We start from the raw sequence: 15,637 nt of genomic DNA, 5'->3' as shown, positions 1-15,637 counted from the left end.
GTATAAAACATAAGATTTTGGAGCTTCCATTATTATAGCTGTTAAACCTTTAAATAACATTAGAAAAGCAACTTTTTTTTACATTACCCCGGTTAGAGATTTTCTTGTTTTTGAATATTTGAAGCAGAATTAATATATGTTAAGGGTTGTATCTTTTGTTAAGAGGTGTTTTTTTGTGCATAAGGCAAGGATACTGATTGTTGACGATGAAGAACGCATCCGGGATATGATCAAGGAGTATATCAGCCTTGAGGGATATTCGGTTGACGAGGCATCAGACGGAGTTGAGGCTTTGGCGCTGTTCAAACAAAACAAGTATTCCCTTATTGTGCTTGATATTATGATGCCCAGAATGGATGGCTGGAGCGTGTGCACGGAAATCAGAAAAACCTCCAATGTGCCTGTGATCATGCTGACAGCAAGGGGTGAGGAATACGATAAGCTTTTTGGCTTCGAACTGGGAGTGGACGATTACATTGTAAAGCCATTCAGCCCAAAAGAACTGCTGGCCCGCATGAAAGCCATTATCAGAAGAAGCGTTTCACCATTACCGGAGGCGGCGCCGGAGAATAAAGCTATCTTTGAAGGCCTGGTGGTAGAGTTTGCTGCGCGCAATGTCTATGTGGATGGTAATATTATTGACCTTACGCCAAAAGAGTATGAGCTGCTCAATTTTTTTATCAGGAACCCCAACAGGGTATTTTCCAGGGAACAGCTTCTTGAAAAGGTATGGGGCTATGATTTTGCGGGCAATGACAGGACCGTGGATACCCATGTTAAAATGCTGAGGGAAAGCCTAAAAGACTACAGGAAATTCATCGTTACCGTCTGGGGGACCGGTTACAAATTTGAAGCGGGAGTCAAAAAATGAAAAGCATCGGCTTTAAGCTTTGGGCCGGGATGATGGCGCTTGTAATGATGGTATTGATACTTTTATGGCTTTTCCAAATTGTATTTCTGGAAAGCTTTTATACCCGCATGCGCATATCGGATGTCAAAAATCAAGGCGCTTCCATTGCCAAATTGCTTTATGACGGGAGCAGGGCCGAATTCAAGGATAAGCTGGATGCTTTTGCTTTTAATAACAACCTGAATATCGAGTTGCTGGATCTGGACAGAAACTCCATCTATACCACGGATTCAACAAGCATGCACATACCCATGCAAAGAAACATTGCCAGGGCGGAAGCTTTTCAGGCCGTTTTGAGCGGCAAGGAGGTCACCATTCCACTGACTCACCCACGTTTCGGCTATGAATTTATGCTCTTGGGCCTGCCGGTCAAACAATCCGGGGCATTGTCCGCCGTGATGTTGATCAATATGCCACTGGCTCCTGTTGAAGACACTGCCTTGATCTTAAAATGGCAGCTGTTTTATATCACCCTGGTCCTTTTGACTGCTGCCCTGCTGCTCTCCTTCTTCCTCTCCCGAAGCTTTACCCGGCCCATACTGGAAATCAAAAAAGTGTCTGAAACAATGGCTTCAGGCGATTTTTCAGCAAGAATAAAATCGAACAAACAGGATGAAATCGGCAAACTGGCAGAAACCATCAATTACCTGGGACAACAGTTAGCCAAAATTGAACAACTTAGAAAAGATTTAATTTCCAACATCTCCCACGAACTCCGCACGCCTTTAAGCATTATCAGAGGGTATGCTGAAACCATCCGGGACGTCAGCGGAAATGCTCCGGAAAAACGCGAAAAACAGCTTGGCATGATCATTGAAGAGACAGAACGCCTCAGTGAAATTGTAGACGACATCCTAAACCTTTCCCAGCTCCAGGCGGGCTATGCCCGTCTTAATAAAAGCCGTTTCCCAATAAAGGATGTGCTTGACACGGTTATAAAACGATATGATGTTATAAGCGAGAAAACTGGTGTGCAAATCATACTGCAAGATTCAAAACATGCGCTTGTGGAAGCGGATGAAAAAAGAATTGAGCAGGTATTTTACAACCTGATCAATAATGGCATCAAGCATACACCCCCGGGCGGGACTGTTACAGTCAAGGTGATTGACCACTTGCAAGTTGTCCGTGTCGAGGTTACGGACACGGGTAGCGGTATAGCGGAAGAGGATCTTCCCCATATTTGGGACAGGTACTATAAAGCTAAAAAGACTGCCGGTAAAAACGTCCTTGGCACAGGACTGGGACTCGCCATCGTCAAGAGCGTACTGGAAGCGCACCAGGCGCCTTATGGAGTGGAAAGCAAAAAGGGGGCCGGCACAACCTTCTGGTTTGAGCTTCAAAAATGATATTCTTTTTCAAGACTATCACCGTTCTTTCAGTCTTCTAACATACTTCTATCACAATTGTTCCTTATAATAAAAATACAAGCTGCAAAAAAAAGATAAGGAGCGTGATTTCATGATCAACTTCAGGAAACTGCTTGTGGTGGCAACAGTCGCAGGGGTTCTGGGCGCGGCAGGCGCCGCCTATGCGGCAACAGCAAAAACACCGGCAGAAATAACAGCCGAATTGACAGGTAAAACAGTTTCGGAGCTTTACAATGAGCGTGCCGCAGGAAAGACCTACGGCACAATAGCAAATGAAGCAGGCAAACTGGATGAGTTTAAACACAAATGCTTGAGCAAAAGAAAATCATGCTTGACCAGCGAGTAGAGGACGGCAGGCTTACACAGGAACAGGCAGACAACATTTATAACAATCTACAGAACCGCCAGGCTGCCTGTAACGGAAACGGCAATGCCGGAATGGGCAAGAATTACGGCGCAGGCTTTGGACAGGGCAAAGGTATTGGTAACGGAACCGGTGTTTGCGATGGAAGTGGTATGGGCAATGCGAATGGCAAGGGTAACGGAAATGGTTCAATGAAAAACGGCGAGGGTATGGGCTTCGGACACGGATTAAACAGGTAGTTGCCCGAACAGATCAACCAGGCAACCGGCAGAGCCCAGGCAAACCGCATGGCCTGCCGGTTGGGTCGAATTTCATAATAAACTCAGACATTAATGCAGCTCGGGCGGCAACCCCCCTGCTCTCTAGACAATGATCCGCTTTCCGCATAATATGATAGCAAACTTTAAGAATACACATTGAAAAGGGGCATTTCGATTTAAATAATTTGAATCGAAATGCCCCTTTTACACAGTATTTGCAAATTAATTTTACCTTACGATCAAAATTGGTTTTTCAATACCAAGCGTAACTTTGCGGGTTACACTGCCTAATAAATTAAGCACGCCGCTCATTCCGCTGGATCCCATGATCACAAGATCAATATCATGAGAATTTACATAATTGACAATCTCTTCAGAAGGATTCCCCTCAACCGAATGGATGCTGACCTTATTCGACATATCCTCAAGCATGTTTTGGGCTTCGTTTAAAATTTTGCTGGATATTATCCTGCTTTCTTTTTGATAATTTTCGATAAGTTCCGGTGAAAATTTATAAGGATTAGACGGATAATCAATTTTAGAGACTTCCAATACATTTAATATCATAATTTCACTGCCGAATGCGCCTGCTATTTCTTTTGCTTTTTCAATAGCCAGATCCGAAAATTTTGAGCCGTCAACCGGTACGAGTATTTTTTTAAACATAATTCATGCCTCTCCTTCAAAGTAATATGAACAACTGGAGACTTATCATTCTTTCTAAATAATATTTTAAAATGTTTTTGTATGTTATGCAATGAAAATAAGTTTAAGTCAAAACTGTATCGGCACCGATCCTATTGGAGTGCATGCGCGCCCCGTTGGAATGAACTCTGTTATAATCCAACAAGTTACTCATCAACTTCAAAAACATGGGTATTATTGACAAAGTTCAAGGCCACAGCTTCCTCCATAGTGTAGATACCTTTGTCTTTACCCATCAACCATTTGGCAGCATAAATAGCTCCTTGTCCAAAAGCCGCCCTATTTAATGATTCATGTACTATCCGTATGGTCTGATTGGGAAGGCCAAAAATCACTTCATGTTTACCGACTATCCCCCCAACGCGGATGGAATTCACATGTTGCCTTTTATCAAGACCCAGGTCTTCCGCAATCCTCAAAGCTGTTCCAGAAACATCCCTTTTATCACGGAAATGCTCTTCGATAATTTCGATATCAGCGTGGGGAGCGATCCTTTGCAGTACTTTAGAAGCCTCGATCAAGAAATTAATGCCCAGAGTGATGTTAGGAGAATACAACACCGCCGTTTGCTTGCCCAGCGCCTTTAACTGCTCCAGATGAAATCTATCATATTTTGAGATAGCCGACACGATGCGAGTTCCATACTGGGCCGCTTGTTCATAATTCTCAATCGCACTGGCAGATGAAAAGTCAATGATTACATCCACATGATTATCTTGATAAAAAGCTTCGGAATCTATATCTTCTATAGAATAGATCATTCCTTCATTATGATCAAAGCCTAACAAGCGGCTTGCATATTTGCCTTCCATGGCTGTTGATTTTCTCAATACCCAGCTTAACTCGCAGATTTCATCTTTTATGATCTCTTTGGCCACCACTGACCCCGTCCTGCCAAAGCCGAACATCCCAATCGTAATTTTCAAGCGGCATACCTCCTGACTTTTATTCTGATTGCTCGCAGCTTCATGCAGCCATTATTTAGCCACCCCATTCCAGGAACACAAAGCCCCCGGCATATATCTTCCGGGGGTAAAAGAGGTCAAGCAGGCCCAAGCCTGGTTATAGACCGCCTGTTTCCTCCCTTTCAACGCCTACGAAGTTAGCTGACGGATTCGGGCCGAAAGAGTAGCCCTACGATGCCGGCAACCGGTTGAAGTCCGGCCGACTATCGATTCACCCCCGGAAATTGGTTCCCCCGCTTCTCCTAAAGAAGAATTAAGCGAATATGGAGTAATATTAAGTTTAATACATACTGACAACTTATGTAATATACTAAGGTTGTCTGTTGTGAGTATATCACAATAAATTTTCCAGGTCAATCTTATATCGGCGGACTCGCGGCCAAGCATGATTTGGCAAAAAGATACATCAAAACCTATCTGTCATAAGCCAGAACAAATTCATATATTGTAAACCGGGATGAAGATTTTTCATTTTTTATGGAAGGCACTGTCTTCTGAAGGCAGGTAACGTATTAGAAATAAAACTTGGAAAGCTCACCCGTGGGCCCTGGGATTCGTCGCTGGTTGTTGTCTACGGGAGGAGGTAAGTATGACTGATAAGTTTGAACTGGTGCTTTTTTCGACCGATCCTGTATTCATCCGGCAAGCGGTTGCCGCAGGGATTGACAGCATCATGGTTGACTGGGAATCCCTGAACAAGGAACAGCGACAAGCTCTGGCCGATACCCAAATTAATTATGATACCCTTGAAGACTTGCGACGGGTTCGGGCCTGCACCGAAGCGAAGGTCATTTGCCGGATAAACGGTTACGGCACGACAACAGCAGAAGAAGTGGCGCAGGCTGTTAAAGCTGGAGCAGATGAAATTCTGCTCCCCATGGTCCGGACGTTGGAAGAAGTTGAAATGGTTCTGGACTGGGCCGGAGGCCGTTGTGGAGTGGGTATTTTAGTTGAGACCGTTGCCGCGCTTAAGCTTGCCGGACAATTAGCCCGCCTGCCGTTATCCCGGGTCTACGCCGGCTTAAACGATCTGGCCATTGAGCGAAAAACACCAAATATCTTTACTGCCCTGGTTGATGGAACGGTTGAGAATACCCGGCCTTTTTTCACAGTTCCATTCGGCTTTGGCGGGCTTACCTTGCCGGAACGCGGCCACCCCATCCCCTGCCGCCTGCTCATTGCTGAAATGGCCAGGCTGGGCTGCCGTTACAGTTTTTTACGGCGCTCTTTTCACAGGGATATCCGGGGGCGTGATATGGCCGCCGAGATTCACCGCCTTCTTGGAGCGCTGAAAGAAGCACAACAGAGGTCGCCTGAGGACGTGGCCCGGGACCGGCACGCTCTCGAAAACGCGGTCCGGGCCTGGCGCGGCGTGATGTCGCGGTCCAGGGACAGAAAGGAGCCCCTCTGTTATGCATGAACTACAGGGCAGGCACGTACTGGTTACCGGAGCGGCAGGGTTTATTGGCGCCAATCTGGTTCAGGCGCTGCTCCGGTACGGCGCTGAAGTCCATGCAATTATCCGACCGAACTCAAACTTGTGGAGAATTGAAAAACTACTTCCTGATTTATACCTTCATGCAGTAGACATAACTGACCGTGAAGGGCTGAAAAAAATAGTGCTGGAAACAAGCCCGGAAATTATTTATCATCTCGCGGCACAGGGCGTATCTCCTGCTTTTCAGGAGCGCTACGAGATTTTAAGAACCAATATTCTTGGTACATTTAACCTTTTAGAGGCAACTGCGCCTTTGGACTATCAGCTCTTTGTTCATTTGGGGGGCTCTTCGGAATACGGCGCGAAGCACGGGCCCATGCGGGAATTGGACTGCCCGGAGCCTCTAACTTTCTATGGTACGGCCAAGGCTGCGGCGACACTGCTTTGCCAGCAGCATGCCAGAGCGAACGGCCGGCCGGTTGTGGCGCTGAGGGCATTTTCAGTCTACGGCCCCTGGGAATCACCGTCACGCCTTATTCCTACAGCTATCAGGGCAGCACTGGGTGACCATGAGCTGGCTTTGACTGCCGCCGGCTTCCGGCGGGATTTTATTTTTGTCGAAGACCTGGTGGAAGCTTGCCTGCTTGCCCTGAGAGCGGTAAGGATCTGTACCGGTGAAATCATTAATATAGGGACCGGAAAGCAATGGAGCAACGAGGAAGTCGTTGACCTGATTCAAGCCGTGACCGGACGGCGGATCAAGGTACGGGTGGGGGCTTACCCCGCTCGTGCCTCCGATAAAGCCCACTGGGTGGCCGATATTGGGAAGGCCGGGAGCTTGCTGGGGTGGGAGCCCCGGCATCCGCTCCGGGCCGGGCTGGAGAAAACCATCGCCTGGTTTCTTCTTCATCAGGATGACTACGATGGCCTTTCGCAGGAATTACCAGGTCCGGGAGCAAGGGACGCTGTTTCCGGTCCCGGCAGTTTTGCGCCATTGCAAACGGAGGTTTGAAATGCCATATGAAACTCAGTTACCGTTCCGGGGAAGGACAAATGATGAAGCGCCTGCAGCAGCTGCTCTTCAAGACCCGGAGGTCACCGTTGTTATTCCTGTATACCGGAACCGGGAAACACTTCGCGAACTTCATAGCCGCCTGCGTAAAGTTTTTGAAACAGGACGGAGCAGTTATGAAATTATTTTCGTGGACGACTCCTGCCCCGAAGGCTCCTTTGCCGTCCTGGAGGAACTGGCCCGGGATGATTCCCGGGTAGCCGCGCTGGCCCTGGAACAAAATACCGGTCAACACCGGGCAGCGTTGACCGGGCTGAGATTTGCCAGGGGTAAAGCTATGGTAGTGATGGATGCGGATCTGCAGGATCCGCCGGAGGCAATTCCTGTCCTTCTGTCCAAGATGAAGGAGGGGTTCGACGCCGTTTTTGCCGGCAGGCGCGGTCGCTATGAATCAAGGTTGAGGCTGGTCACCTCCCGCCTTTTCAAGGGACTACTTCACCTTTTGTGCGGCGTTCCCGCTGACGCCGGCATGTTTTTTGTGATAAGCCGGCAAATGGGTGAACGCCTTCTGGCCATCAATGAGCCCCATCCTTTCGCAGTGGCCATGATTGGCTGCACCGGGCTGTCCGTGGCTTCTGTTCCGGTGGTACGGGCCCGCCGTCCTGACGGCGGCTCCGCCTATAGCTCCTGGAAGCGCCTGAGAACCGGCTGTCTCACAGCTGCCCGGGTTCTTGCCTGGAAATGGAACAGCGGCAAACCCTTTCCGGGGCATTTCGTCAGTCCGGTTCCAGTTAAAACATACACCGGAGTCCGTTTTCTCCACGCCGTTGAAAATCCATTGGGAGGGGAAAAGAGTCTTGAACCAAGATTACCGGCAAGAATTACACAGGCACAATCTGATGCAGACGCGCTATTATGAGCATTCAAAAAAACCTCACATGGTACCGCAGGAAACCCTTTACCTGCGGCGCCACGTCGATGAACTGCTGCGCTTTGCCGGCATTGTGCCGGGCGAGCGGCTGTTGGAGGTCGGTTGCGGTAAGGGCCGGTACACTCTCCTTTTGGCTCAGCGGGGTTTGCAGGTGGAAGGCCTCGATCTCTCACCGTTTCTCTTGGAACAACTGCGCTTATTTGACGGCGGGCGCTATAATATTTCTTTGCACTGCACGGATATAGCCGATCATCCCCCTGCGTTGGATGGGCAGTTTGACGCGGTTGTAGGCTTTTTTGTCCTTCACCATCTTCATAGCCTGCCGCTGTGTTTCAAAGCTATAACCCGCCTGTTAAAACACGGGGGGCGCGTATCTTTCCTCGAGCCAAATCCATACAACTTCCTTTACTACGTCCAGCTCCTGGTCACACCCGAGATGACATGGCAGGGCGACAAAGGCATTATGCGCATGCGTCCGTCTTCAGTCTTCCATGCGATGAAGGAAGCCGGTTTCCGCCGGCTTAAAATGACTCGCTTTGGGTTCTTTCCACCTTTTTTGGTGAACAGGCCGTGGGGGGCCAGGCTTGAAAGTACATTGGAACGGGTGGTTATCTGGCGTCCATTCTTACCATTCCAGCTCTTCAGAGGCGAGCTGCCGTGAGCGGTATCAAGGAAGAATGCCCCTTACAGGTAAAAACCAACCCGGTTCAGGTGAGGTTAAGTTTCTGGATTTTCAGCGGGTTGAGCTTGTTTGCCTTATGCTTTTGTCTTAGTATCACCGAGGGTTTCAATATGGCGGATGCAAGCTGGTTTTTACAGGTGGCGCACCGCGTTACATCGGGGGAGGTCCTTTATCGCGACGTGTTTTTTGGCGCCACCCCCCTCTCGATCTACCTGACCGCTATCTTTACCGCTTTATTCGGTACGGAGATCCTGGTCGTTAAAGGAATCACGGCGCTCTGTCTGGTGTTGACTGTTCTTTTATCTTGCCGAATCGTCCAGGCGCTTGGCTTCAATCAGGGATTTCCATACCTGTTGGTCCTGGCGCTGATAGTCTATGCGCCGCCCGAGGTTGCTGTTTACCAACCCCTGGCAAATCTTTTCTTTCTCATATGCTTTTATGCCACTCTAGTGTGGACAAAAAGCGGAAAGGCGGTAAACCGTGCCGTCAAGGGCAAATCCACAGGCGCTTTGGCTGCGGCCGGATTGGCCGCGGGGCTGTGTTTTGCATCGAAACAAAATATTGGAATTTATGCTCTGGGTGCGCTTTTACTAACGCTAACCTTCAATTCCAGCTCCATACGATCGAAGAGGCAGAGCAAGCCGGCTGATATTATTATCGTTTTGTCCGCATTTTTTTTAGTCTCAGCGCTGGTTTTCCTGCCGGTCTGGTTCAGCGGCGGAACCGAAAAACTCCTTGATTACGGATTTTTCAACAAAGGGACATATATCCGCCTGGGAAGAATCTCTTATCTCGACGGGCTCAACCAGTTAGCGGATCTCCTTAGAAATATAGGGTCCTTAGATAATTTGAAAAAGATTTACCTGCTGGCGCCGTTCCTTTTACCACTTCTAACGTTTGGCGCCCTTCTGGCAGCCTGGCTTCATCCCGGTAATGATAAGCGGAATTTAACAACAACAGTGTTTCTTTTTGTCGGCGCCGCCTTCTTAGGGATATTCCCACGCGCCAGCAGAACACACTTGACTTTTGTGATTCCCGAACTCCTGATCGGGTTGACTTATGCCTGGCTCCTGGCCAAACCGTACCTGACCACGCGATGGATACGTCTGATTCAAGCAGGACCGGTATTATGGTTCGGTACCGGCCTGGCTTTTATGCTTATTAATCCCTTGGTGAAGGTTTCAACCGCTGACTATCAGATATCGAACCTTCCTCATTTTCGCGGCGTCTTAATTAATAGCGATAAGCTGAAAGAGATCCACAGCTTTGCCCAAAGCTTTACTGAAGAAGTTGCTTTAAATGAACGGGCATTTATCCTCAGTCCTTATGCCGGGTTCTACTACCTCGTGTCCGGCTTGAAAAACCCCACCTCTTTTGATTATCCGCTGGCCACGGCTTTCGGCCGCAGCGGAGAATCAGAAGTTATCGCAGCCATTTCCCGGCGGGAAATTGACACTGTTTTCCTGGGCCCTCAGTTGAATTATCCTTCACTGCATCCAGTGCTTTTGGCGAGATATATTCAAGGGCACATGGAACGGGATCGTGATTTGGGGGGATTCACTATATATCGCCTTGCTGCTGAGCCATAGCTAAAGTACATACCGGCAACAGGCGCCTGACAATATCAATGATATTTTTTTGGGCTTTGAAGTCGCTTCAATGGACAGGATGATTGAATCATCAAAGAAAAAGGGCTGGTGGTAAAAATCGGGCCTTTCCAACCAGTCCAAATATCAGGTTCTTTTCCGTTAAAGACCAAACGGTGTCAGCGTTAATTCGTAGGATACTTTTAGGGGGCCAATATGAGGGTAACCGTATAAATAATACCGGTGAATGCAGGACACTACGATCTCCTAAAAAGAAGGATCTCTCGATTCCGCCGAAGTATTAATTTTTAAACCGGCTGCTACCAGATCGTGTAAACTATCCGCCTTGCCGGTGGTTTCCACTATAAGCTTCCGGGTTGGTGTTGTTTCCAGGCTTTTGATTATAAATTGGGTATTTAGCATTTTCATCATTACAGGAGGTTCACCTGAATTATTGTGATACTCTTCAGTTAGCCTTTCCGATAAGGGGGATTTTACATTGAGAATCATTTCATAACCCATGAGGCTTTTGCCGCTAAAGTGAAAACTGTTAAACATCTTGGGCAGGAAACTATCAATTTCCAGGTATTGCAATTCTTCATTGGTTAGAGTAATCATAGCTATTCTCCTTTTCAAAATTCCTATCGTCCCGTATTATATATCTTCCATGCCTGGATCGTCAACGAAGCCCACGCATTTGACAGTGTCAACCTGACGCCGTAAAATCGCATTAGACGAATTATTTGAGATTATTATTATAAGTATCGCCGGACATTGTTAAATTGAAGGTCTAGTTTTCAGTTGGTTATCTATAGTTGTAGCAATTTGTGCGCATATTTTTTATTCCTGAAATAAAAAAAGGAGGACACGATTTTATATGGAAATTATTACTAGATGAAATCATACTTACAGATCAATCAACATGAATATATTGGAAATAAAAAATTCAAAGGAGCAGGTGTATTTTATGCGTTCATTTATTATTGGTTTAGTTATTGCAATTTCAGGCCTGGTTGTCTCTTTATTTCTTGATAACCCCAATATGGTCGTTAACGGATTGCTAATGGTTGGGGTTGTGCCAATGGTATTAGCTGCTATTTTTTCTGGAGCATTAGTCAGCGGAGATAGGGTTAGAGCAAATTATTCCGATGAGCAAGATTTTAGACAGCGTATGCGTTGGTCTACAAATTTGTTTCTATTTGGGATTCCTAATCTATTAGCATCCTTAGCCATATATTCCATAAATGGTTGATTCATCTACCCAGGCTATCAACAAGCCGGCTATTCTCCCAGGGGTTTTGTTTGTTGCTCCATAATGCATGCCCTCCTTTTTCCATTCTCTTTTATTTTATCACAGGATAAGCAATCACTACGCGGGTAGGACGTAACTGCATTAAGCAGCTAATTATACCGCTAGACTCGACCCGCATTATATATTGAATTTCAATGTAAATTTATTGTTTATCAATAAAAATATATTGTATTTCAAAATCCATCGTGCTATAATGCTGCTTGATAAAGTTCTCGGGAGGTCTTTTTCATGCAAAATAAAAAAACTCTACACCACCTTACCAAGATACTAATGGATTTTATGTTTTACAGCGGTATTCTGGTTTGCGCATCTGTTCCGGTAATTATTTACAAGCTGATTCCACATGCCCTTATAGCTGAAGGCATCCGCCTGCAATTAACAGCTGTACTAATGTTGTCAGGCATCGCAGCGCTCTATATTTTATGGACGCTGAGATGTATTTTTCAAACGCTTTTGCATACCGACCCGTTTACCATGAAAAATGTCGACGCTCTGCGGAAAATGGCAGCTGCCTCTTTTGTCATTTCAGCTTTATACATAACAAAATGCTTGTTCTGGTTTACACTGGCAACAGCCATCATTGTTATTATCTTTGCTATCGCGGGCTTGTTCTCGCTGGTTCTGGCAGATGTGTTCAAACAGGCGGTACAGTATAAAGAAGAAAATGACTTAACGGTGTAAGGAGTGATGAACAGTGCCGATTATCGTTAATCTGGACGTAATGATGGCAAAAAGAAAAATTGGGCTGATAGAGCTTGCGGAACTGGTAAACATCACTCCTGCAAATTTATCAATTCTAAAAAACAACAAAGCAAGGGCAATTCGATTTTCCACACTGGAAGAAATCTGCAAGGCATTAAAGTGTCAACCGGGCGATATTCTGGAATACATGGATACGGAGCATGACGGCAATGACAGATAAAGTACAGAATATTCTTTTTTATTTTCTTACTGTCCTGGTTGGTCTGTATTTGATATATGGGTTTAAAACCACACAGGATGCTGTCTTAAAGATATTACTTTATCCTCACGCAAAAGCGGCAGAGATTTTTTACAACATTCCGCTGGTGTACACAAACGGGATTGGATATTCATCTATTGATTGTACATTCAACATTGGTCGGGAATGTATGGGTTATCACTTTATTGTTTTGATGTTTTTAATGAATGCCTGTATGTTCGCAAAGCATTTTAACGGCTTTCACAAGGCGCTATGGTTTATAACATGTCTTGTCGGAGCTGCTGCAGCCGGGGTCTTAATCAGCTGTATCAGAATTGTTGGTTCGATACCGTTTGTAACCCACGAGAAATTTGCACTCCTGCATTCAGGTATAGGCATTTCTCTTTATTTTGCAGCTCTGGCGGCAAGCTATATAGCAGTCAATCAATTAATTGGAAGTGATGATAATGAAAGCAGTTACTAAACCCGTTTACATATTATTGTTTGTGACACTGCCTCAGCTGATGCTGTTAGGTTACCTTACCTTTAGGCCCGGAGAGTTAAATATTGAATCAATAGCGCTCTCGGGCACCGTAACTCTGCTGTTAATGGGAATATTTTCAATTTACGCCCTCATAAAACGCAGGGAATCCTCCACGGACACAAGGGTATTCACAGCAATTTCAACTGTTTATGCGTTGTTTACAGCATGTATGCTGCTGTTCAATGAAGATTTATTTAACAGAACAGGTTTTGTCAGCCCGCGGCTGGTGTTTATCGTATTATGCATGATCCCTGTCTTGTATGGCATATACGGCACAGCGTTTAACACAACATCAGCTGAAAAGAGTAATGATACAGCCGGTTATGCTGGATTAATTGCAGTTCCATTTATCTGGTTTATAATGATGAATATTATAAACGGCATCAATTTAAACGCCATACTTATGATCTCTATCATAGCAGGCGTTTATACAATAACACTGCTGTCAGTGAAAATGCTGCTTGTTTGGAAGCAGGAAAAGCCTGACTGTGCATTCAACAGCCCATCCACGAAAAGGTATTATATTATTACAACTTTTGTATCGCTGCTGCTGCCATTGGGAGGTTTGGCAATTAATCAGGGCAACGAGGGCCTTTGGTCCAGAGCTGATTCAGTCGGGATGTTCGGCGATTTTTCAAGCCCTGCCTTCTATATTATGGCAGCGTTAAACGGATTCCTAATGCTGCTTCCTGCAGTAAAGGACAAAAAGCTCAGGCTCCTGGTGTTTTATCTGAAGGCGGTTTGTTATACCTATATACTGTATTTTTTCATCGTCTTCCTGCCGATTCTCCCCATGGGAGCGGTAGGGCTCATTTTTTACGGATTGGGAATTTTCATTTTGGCGCCCGCCTTGGCTACAATCTGGCAGGGTTGGCATATCATCAAGGAATGGGCCGGTCTGTCAAAGGCATGGGGAACGCCTCGCATAATAGCCGTCTTTTGTGCCGGGATCATCACCCTGCCCGTCTGCATGATATCCACATTCTGGAGCGATAAGGATAATTTTGAAGTTGCCGTGCGGTATTTGGATCATAACAGTGTTGAGGTTGCCAAAACGATTGATTTGGCACGCCTTCATAGAACATTAAAAAACGTGAAGGGCAGCTATGATTTAACAAGGGGTATAACTGGTTATGCCCCTGGAAACACACCCATAATATCAGCCTTTTACACAAATTTTGTTCTGGATGGGAAGGTCATATCACAGCACAATATCCTGGCACTTGAAAATCTGTTTTTTGACTCGGGGCACAGTCTAATTGACGCCGGTCTTTCCAATTCGGATATGGTAAATAACCGGGTACGGCTTGCAGCTGTGAAAAGCAAAACAGAGTTTTCTGAGGAAACAGGAGTGTACAGGTCATGGGTTGATTTGACACTGGAAAATCCTACAGGAGAGGGAAATGGAGAGTATGTTACTACCTTCAAACTGCCGGAAGGCGCATATATCAGCGACTATTACCTTGATGTACTCGGAGAAAGAAAAGAGGGTATTCTTGCCGACCGCCGGGCCGCCATGTTCATTTACCGGAAAATTGTAAACACACGCCGCGATCCGGGCCTGCTGTACTATACAGGCAGGAATACTTTGGAACTCAGTGTCTTTCCATTCAACGAACACGAGGTAAGACAGACAGGCTTTGAAATTCTTCACAATCATCCATTAAATATTAATTTGGACAACAATATTATTTCACTGGGCGGAGACGTGGCGCAAAAAGAAACAGCTGTTGAAGGAGCGGTCCTGCTTTCGCCTTTGCAAAAAGCCGGTTTGAAGCGTGTTGAAAGAACACCCGAATACCACTTTGTTATTGACTGCTCAAAAAACAGCGACATAGCATGGCATATTGAGCAAATTGAAGAATATGCAAAGGCCAATAAAATCACCCGGGCTGAAGTGATTTTTGCTTCCCATAGAGTTGAATCCCATTCTCTTGCGGATATGAAGAAGGCAAAATTTAAAACCGAATGCGGGTTCAATTTTTATAGGGCGGTAAGAATGATTTTAAGTAAAGAAAGCAGCAAAAGTTTCCCAGTTATAATTGCCGTATCCGATAATATGCCCGGAGCTGTTTTCCCTGAAAATATTTATCCTTTGTCCGACAGATTCCCTGAAAGTCCTTTCTATTATGCTTTGAATCACGACCTGACTTTAACACCATATTCTTATGAAGACAACAAGGCGGGAAGCAGATTAAAGAACCCTATTGTAGAGCCAGTCCTTGACTTCAATGGAATCTATGTATCGGACAATGATGCATGCGAATTAGTGCTGGGCGATATGGAATCGGACAGCATTACTTTAACAGGCAACCGGTATAAGGACGCTATTCTTCTTGATGCGGCGCAGCAAAGATATTTGTTGAACGGGAAACCGAACCCTTTGGAACTGATTCGAGCCGGCTTCAGGGCAAGAATCTTGACACCCCAGACAGCATTCATTGTGGTTGAGACACCGGAGCAGGAACAGGAACTGCTGGATTTGCAGGAGAGAATTCTAAACAACAATGAACAAATCCCCACCGTAACGCTTGATGAGCCGCCACTGCTTATATGTGCCATTCTCGTTCTGCTGGTAATACTTTTTATGAAAAAACGAAAATCATACCCCTGACATG

At 45.9% G+C, this 15,637-nt stretch carries 17 protein-coding genes and 1 riboswitch; of the genes, 14 read left to right on the top strand and 3 right to left on the bottom strand.

Translation table 11 applies throughout. The features are described from left to right. Positions 1 to 136: 136 nt before the first annotated feature. From Psfp_RS11325 to Psfp_RS22645, 4 genes are all read left to right on the top strand, one after another. Positions 137 to 871: a response regulator transcription factor gene (locus Psfp_RS11325; RefSeq protein WP_134218649.1), complete on the top strand. Its 735-nt coding sequence runs from the start codon at positions 137 to 139 to the stop codon at positions 869 to 871. Then, on the top strand, positions 868 to 2,259 hold the full coding sequence (locus Psfp_RS11320) for an ATP-binding protein (RefSeq protein ID WP_134218648.1): 1,392 nt from the start codon (positions 868 to 870) through the stop codon (positions 2,257 to 2,259). The genes Psfp_RS11325 and Psfp_RS11320 overlap by 4 nt, the downstream gene beginning before the upstream one ends. 112 nt (positions 2,260 to 2,371) lie before the next feature. After that, positions 2,372 to 2,626 carry a hypothetical protein gene (locus tag Psfp_RS22650; protein ID WP_348981138.1) on the top strand — a complete coding sequence of 85 codons (255 nt, stop codon included), beginning with the start codon at positions 2,372 to 2,374 and terminating at the stop codon, positions 2,624 to 2,626. Beyond that, positions 2,587 to 2,883 (top strand): DUF2680 domain-containing protein, encoded by a 297-nt coding sequence (locus Psfp_RS22645; protein ID WP_348981137.1) that lies wholly within the window; start codon positions 2,587 to 2,589, stop codon positions 2,881 to 2,883. Before Psfp_RS22650 ends, Psfp_RS22645 begins: the two co-directional genes overlap by 40 nt. A gap of 249 nt (positions 2,884 to 3,132) precedes the next feature. Here Psfp_RS22645 and Psfp_RS11310 read toward each other — a convergent pair whose 3' ends face one another. Both Psfp_RS11310 and Psfp_RS11305 read right to left on the bottom strand, forming a co-directional pair. After that, positions 3,133 to 3,570, bottom strand: coding sequence for a universal stress protein (locus Psfp_RS11310; RefSeq protein WP_134218647.1), 438 nt, complete (start codon positions 3,568 to 3,570; stop codon positions 3,133 to 3,135). 185 nt (positions 3,571 to 3,755) lie between these two features. Continuing rightward, positions 3,756 to 4,535, bottom strand: coding sequence for a dihydrodipicolinate reductase C-terminal domain-containing protein (locus tag Psfp_RS11305; protein WP_205079559.1), 780 nt, complete (start codon positions 4,533 to 4,535; stop codon positions 3,756 to 3,758). 149 nt (positions 4,536 to 4,684) lie between these two features. Then, positions 4,685 to 4,844, bottom strand: a riboswitch (cyclic di-AMP (ydaO/yuaA leader). A gap of 319 nt (positions 4,845 to 5,163) precedes the next feature. Here Psfp_RS11305 and Psfp_RS11300 point away from each other — a divergent pair. Genes Psfp_RS11300 through Psfp_RS11280 form a run of 5 tightly spaced genes read left to right on the top strand, consistent with a single transcriptional unit; the run spans position 5,164 to position 10,226 of the window. Beyond that, complete coding sequence (locus Psfp_RS11300; RefSeq protein ID WP_134218646.1) at positions 5,164 to 5,994, top strand: aldolase/citrate lyase family protein; 831 nt, start codon at positions 5,164 to 5,166, stop codon at positions 5,992 to 5,994. After that, on the top strand, positions 5,987 to 7,024 hold the full coding sequence (locus tag Psfp_RS11295) for an NAD-dependent epimerase/dehydratase family protein (protein WP_134218645.1): 1,038 nt from the start codon (positions 5,987 to 5,989) through the stop codon (positions 7,022 to 7,024). The genes Psfp_RS11300 and Psfp_RS11295 overlap by 8 nt, the downstream gene beginning before the upstream one ends. Before the next feature lies 1 nt (position 7,025). Further along, entirely contained in the window at positions 7,026 to 7,943 is a 918-nt protein-coding gene (locus tag Psfp_RS11290) for a glycosyltransferase family 2 protein (protein WP_190259530.1), read from the top strand. Continuing rightward, positions 7,924 to 8,616 carry a class I SAM-dependent methyltransferase gene (locus Psfp_RS11285; protein ID WP_192895382.1) on the top strand — a complete coding sequence of 231 codons (693 nt, stop codon included), beginning with the start codon at positions 7,924 to 7,926 and terminating at the stop codon, positions 8,614 to 8,616. The genes Psfp_RS11290 and Psfp_RS11285 overlap by 20 nt, the downstream gene beginning before the upstream one ends. Next, positions 8,613 to 10,226, top strand: coding sequence for a glycosyltransferase family 39 protein (locus tag Psfp_RS11280; RefSeq protein ID WP_134218642.1), 1,614 nt, complete (start codon positions 8,613 to 8,615; stop codon positions 10,224 to 10,226). The genes Psfp_RS11285 and Psfp_RS11280 overlap by 4 nt, the downstream gene beginning before the upstream one ends. 264 nt (positions 10,227 to 10,490) lie before the next feature. Here the strand turns inward: Psfp_RS11280 and Psfp_RS11275 are convergent, their stop codons facing one another. Then, positions 10,491 to 10,841 (bottom strand): hypothetical protein, encoded by a 351-nt coding sequence (locus Psfp_RS11275; protein ID WP_134218641.1) that lies wholly within the window; start codon positions 10,839 to 10,841, stop codon positions 10,491 to 10,493. Positions 10,842 to 11,154: 313 nt separating this feature from the next. On the opposite strand from Psfp_RS11275, the gene Psfp_RS11270 reads away from it, so the two are divergent. The 5 genes from Psfp_RS11270 to Psfp_RS11250 all read left to right on the top strand — a co-directional run bounded on the left by Psfp_RS11270 (position 11,155) and on the right by Psfp_RS11250 (position 15,633). Continuing rightward, positions 11,155 to 11,475 (top strand): DUF5316 domain-containing protein, encoded by a 321-nt coding sequence (locus tag Psfp_RS11270; protein WP_243120596.1) that lies wholly within the window; start codon positions 11,155 to 11,157, stop codon positions 11,473 to 11,475. Positions 11,476 to 11,763: 288 nt separating this feature from the next. Continuing rightward, a complete protein-coding gene (locus Psfp_RS11265) occupies positions 11,764 to 12,216 on the top strand; it encodes a DUF2975 domain-containing protein (RefSeq protein WP_134218639.1) in 453 nt (150 codons plus the stop codon). Positions 12,217 to 12,229: 13 nt separating this feature from the next. Next, positions 12,230 to 12,457, top strand: coding sequence for a helix-turn-helix transcriptional regulator (locus Psfp_RS11260; RefSeq protein WP_134218638.1), 228 nt, complete (start codon positions 12,230 to 12,232; stop codon positions 12,455 to 12,457). Next, positions 12,438 to 12,959, top strand: coding sequence for an exosortase K (xrtK, locus tag Psfp_RS11255; RefSeq protein WP_134218637.1), 522 nt, complete (start codon positions 12,438 to 12,440; stop codon positions 12,957 to 12,959). Before Psfp_RS11260 ends, xrtK begins: the two co-directional genes overlap by 20 nt. Then, the gene (locus Psfp_RS11250) at positions 12,943 to 15,633 is read left to right on the top strand and encodes an MSEP-CTERM sorting domain-containing protein (RefSeq protein WP_192895381.1); all 2,691 of its coding nucleotides are present in this window, start codon (positions 12,943 to 12,945) and stop codon (positions 15,631 to 15,633) included. The genes xrtK and Psfp_RS11250 overlap by 17 nt, the downstream gene beginning before the upstream one ends. The last annotated feature ends 4 nt before the right edge of the window (positions 15,634 to 15,637 follow it).

Source organism: Pelotomaculum sp. FP (assembly GCF_004369245.1).
GTDB classification, from domain to species: Bacteria; Bacillota; Desulfotomaculia; order Desulfotomaculales; family Pelotomaculaceae; genus Pelotomaculum_C; species Pelotomaculum_C schinkii.
Note: the sequence above shows the minus strand (reverse complement) of the source record. Positions and strands in the feature narration are given on the sequence as shown.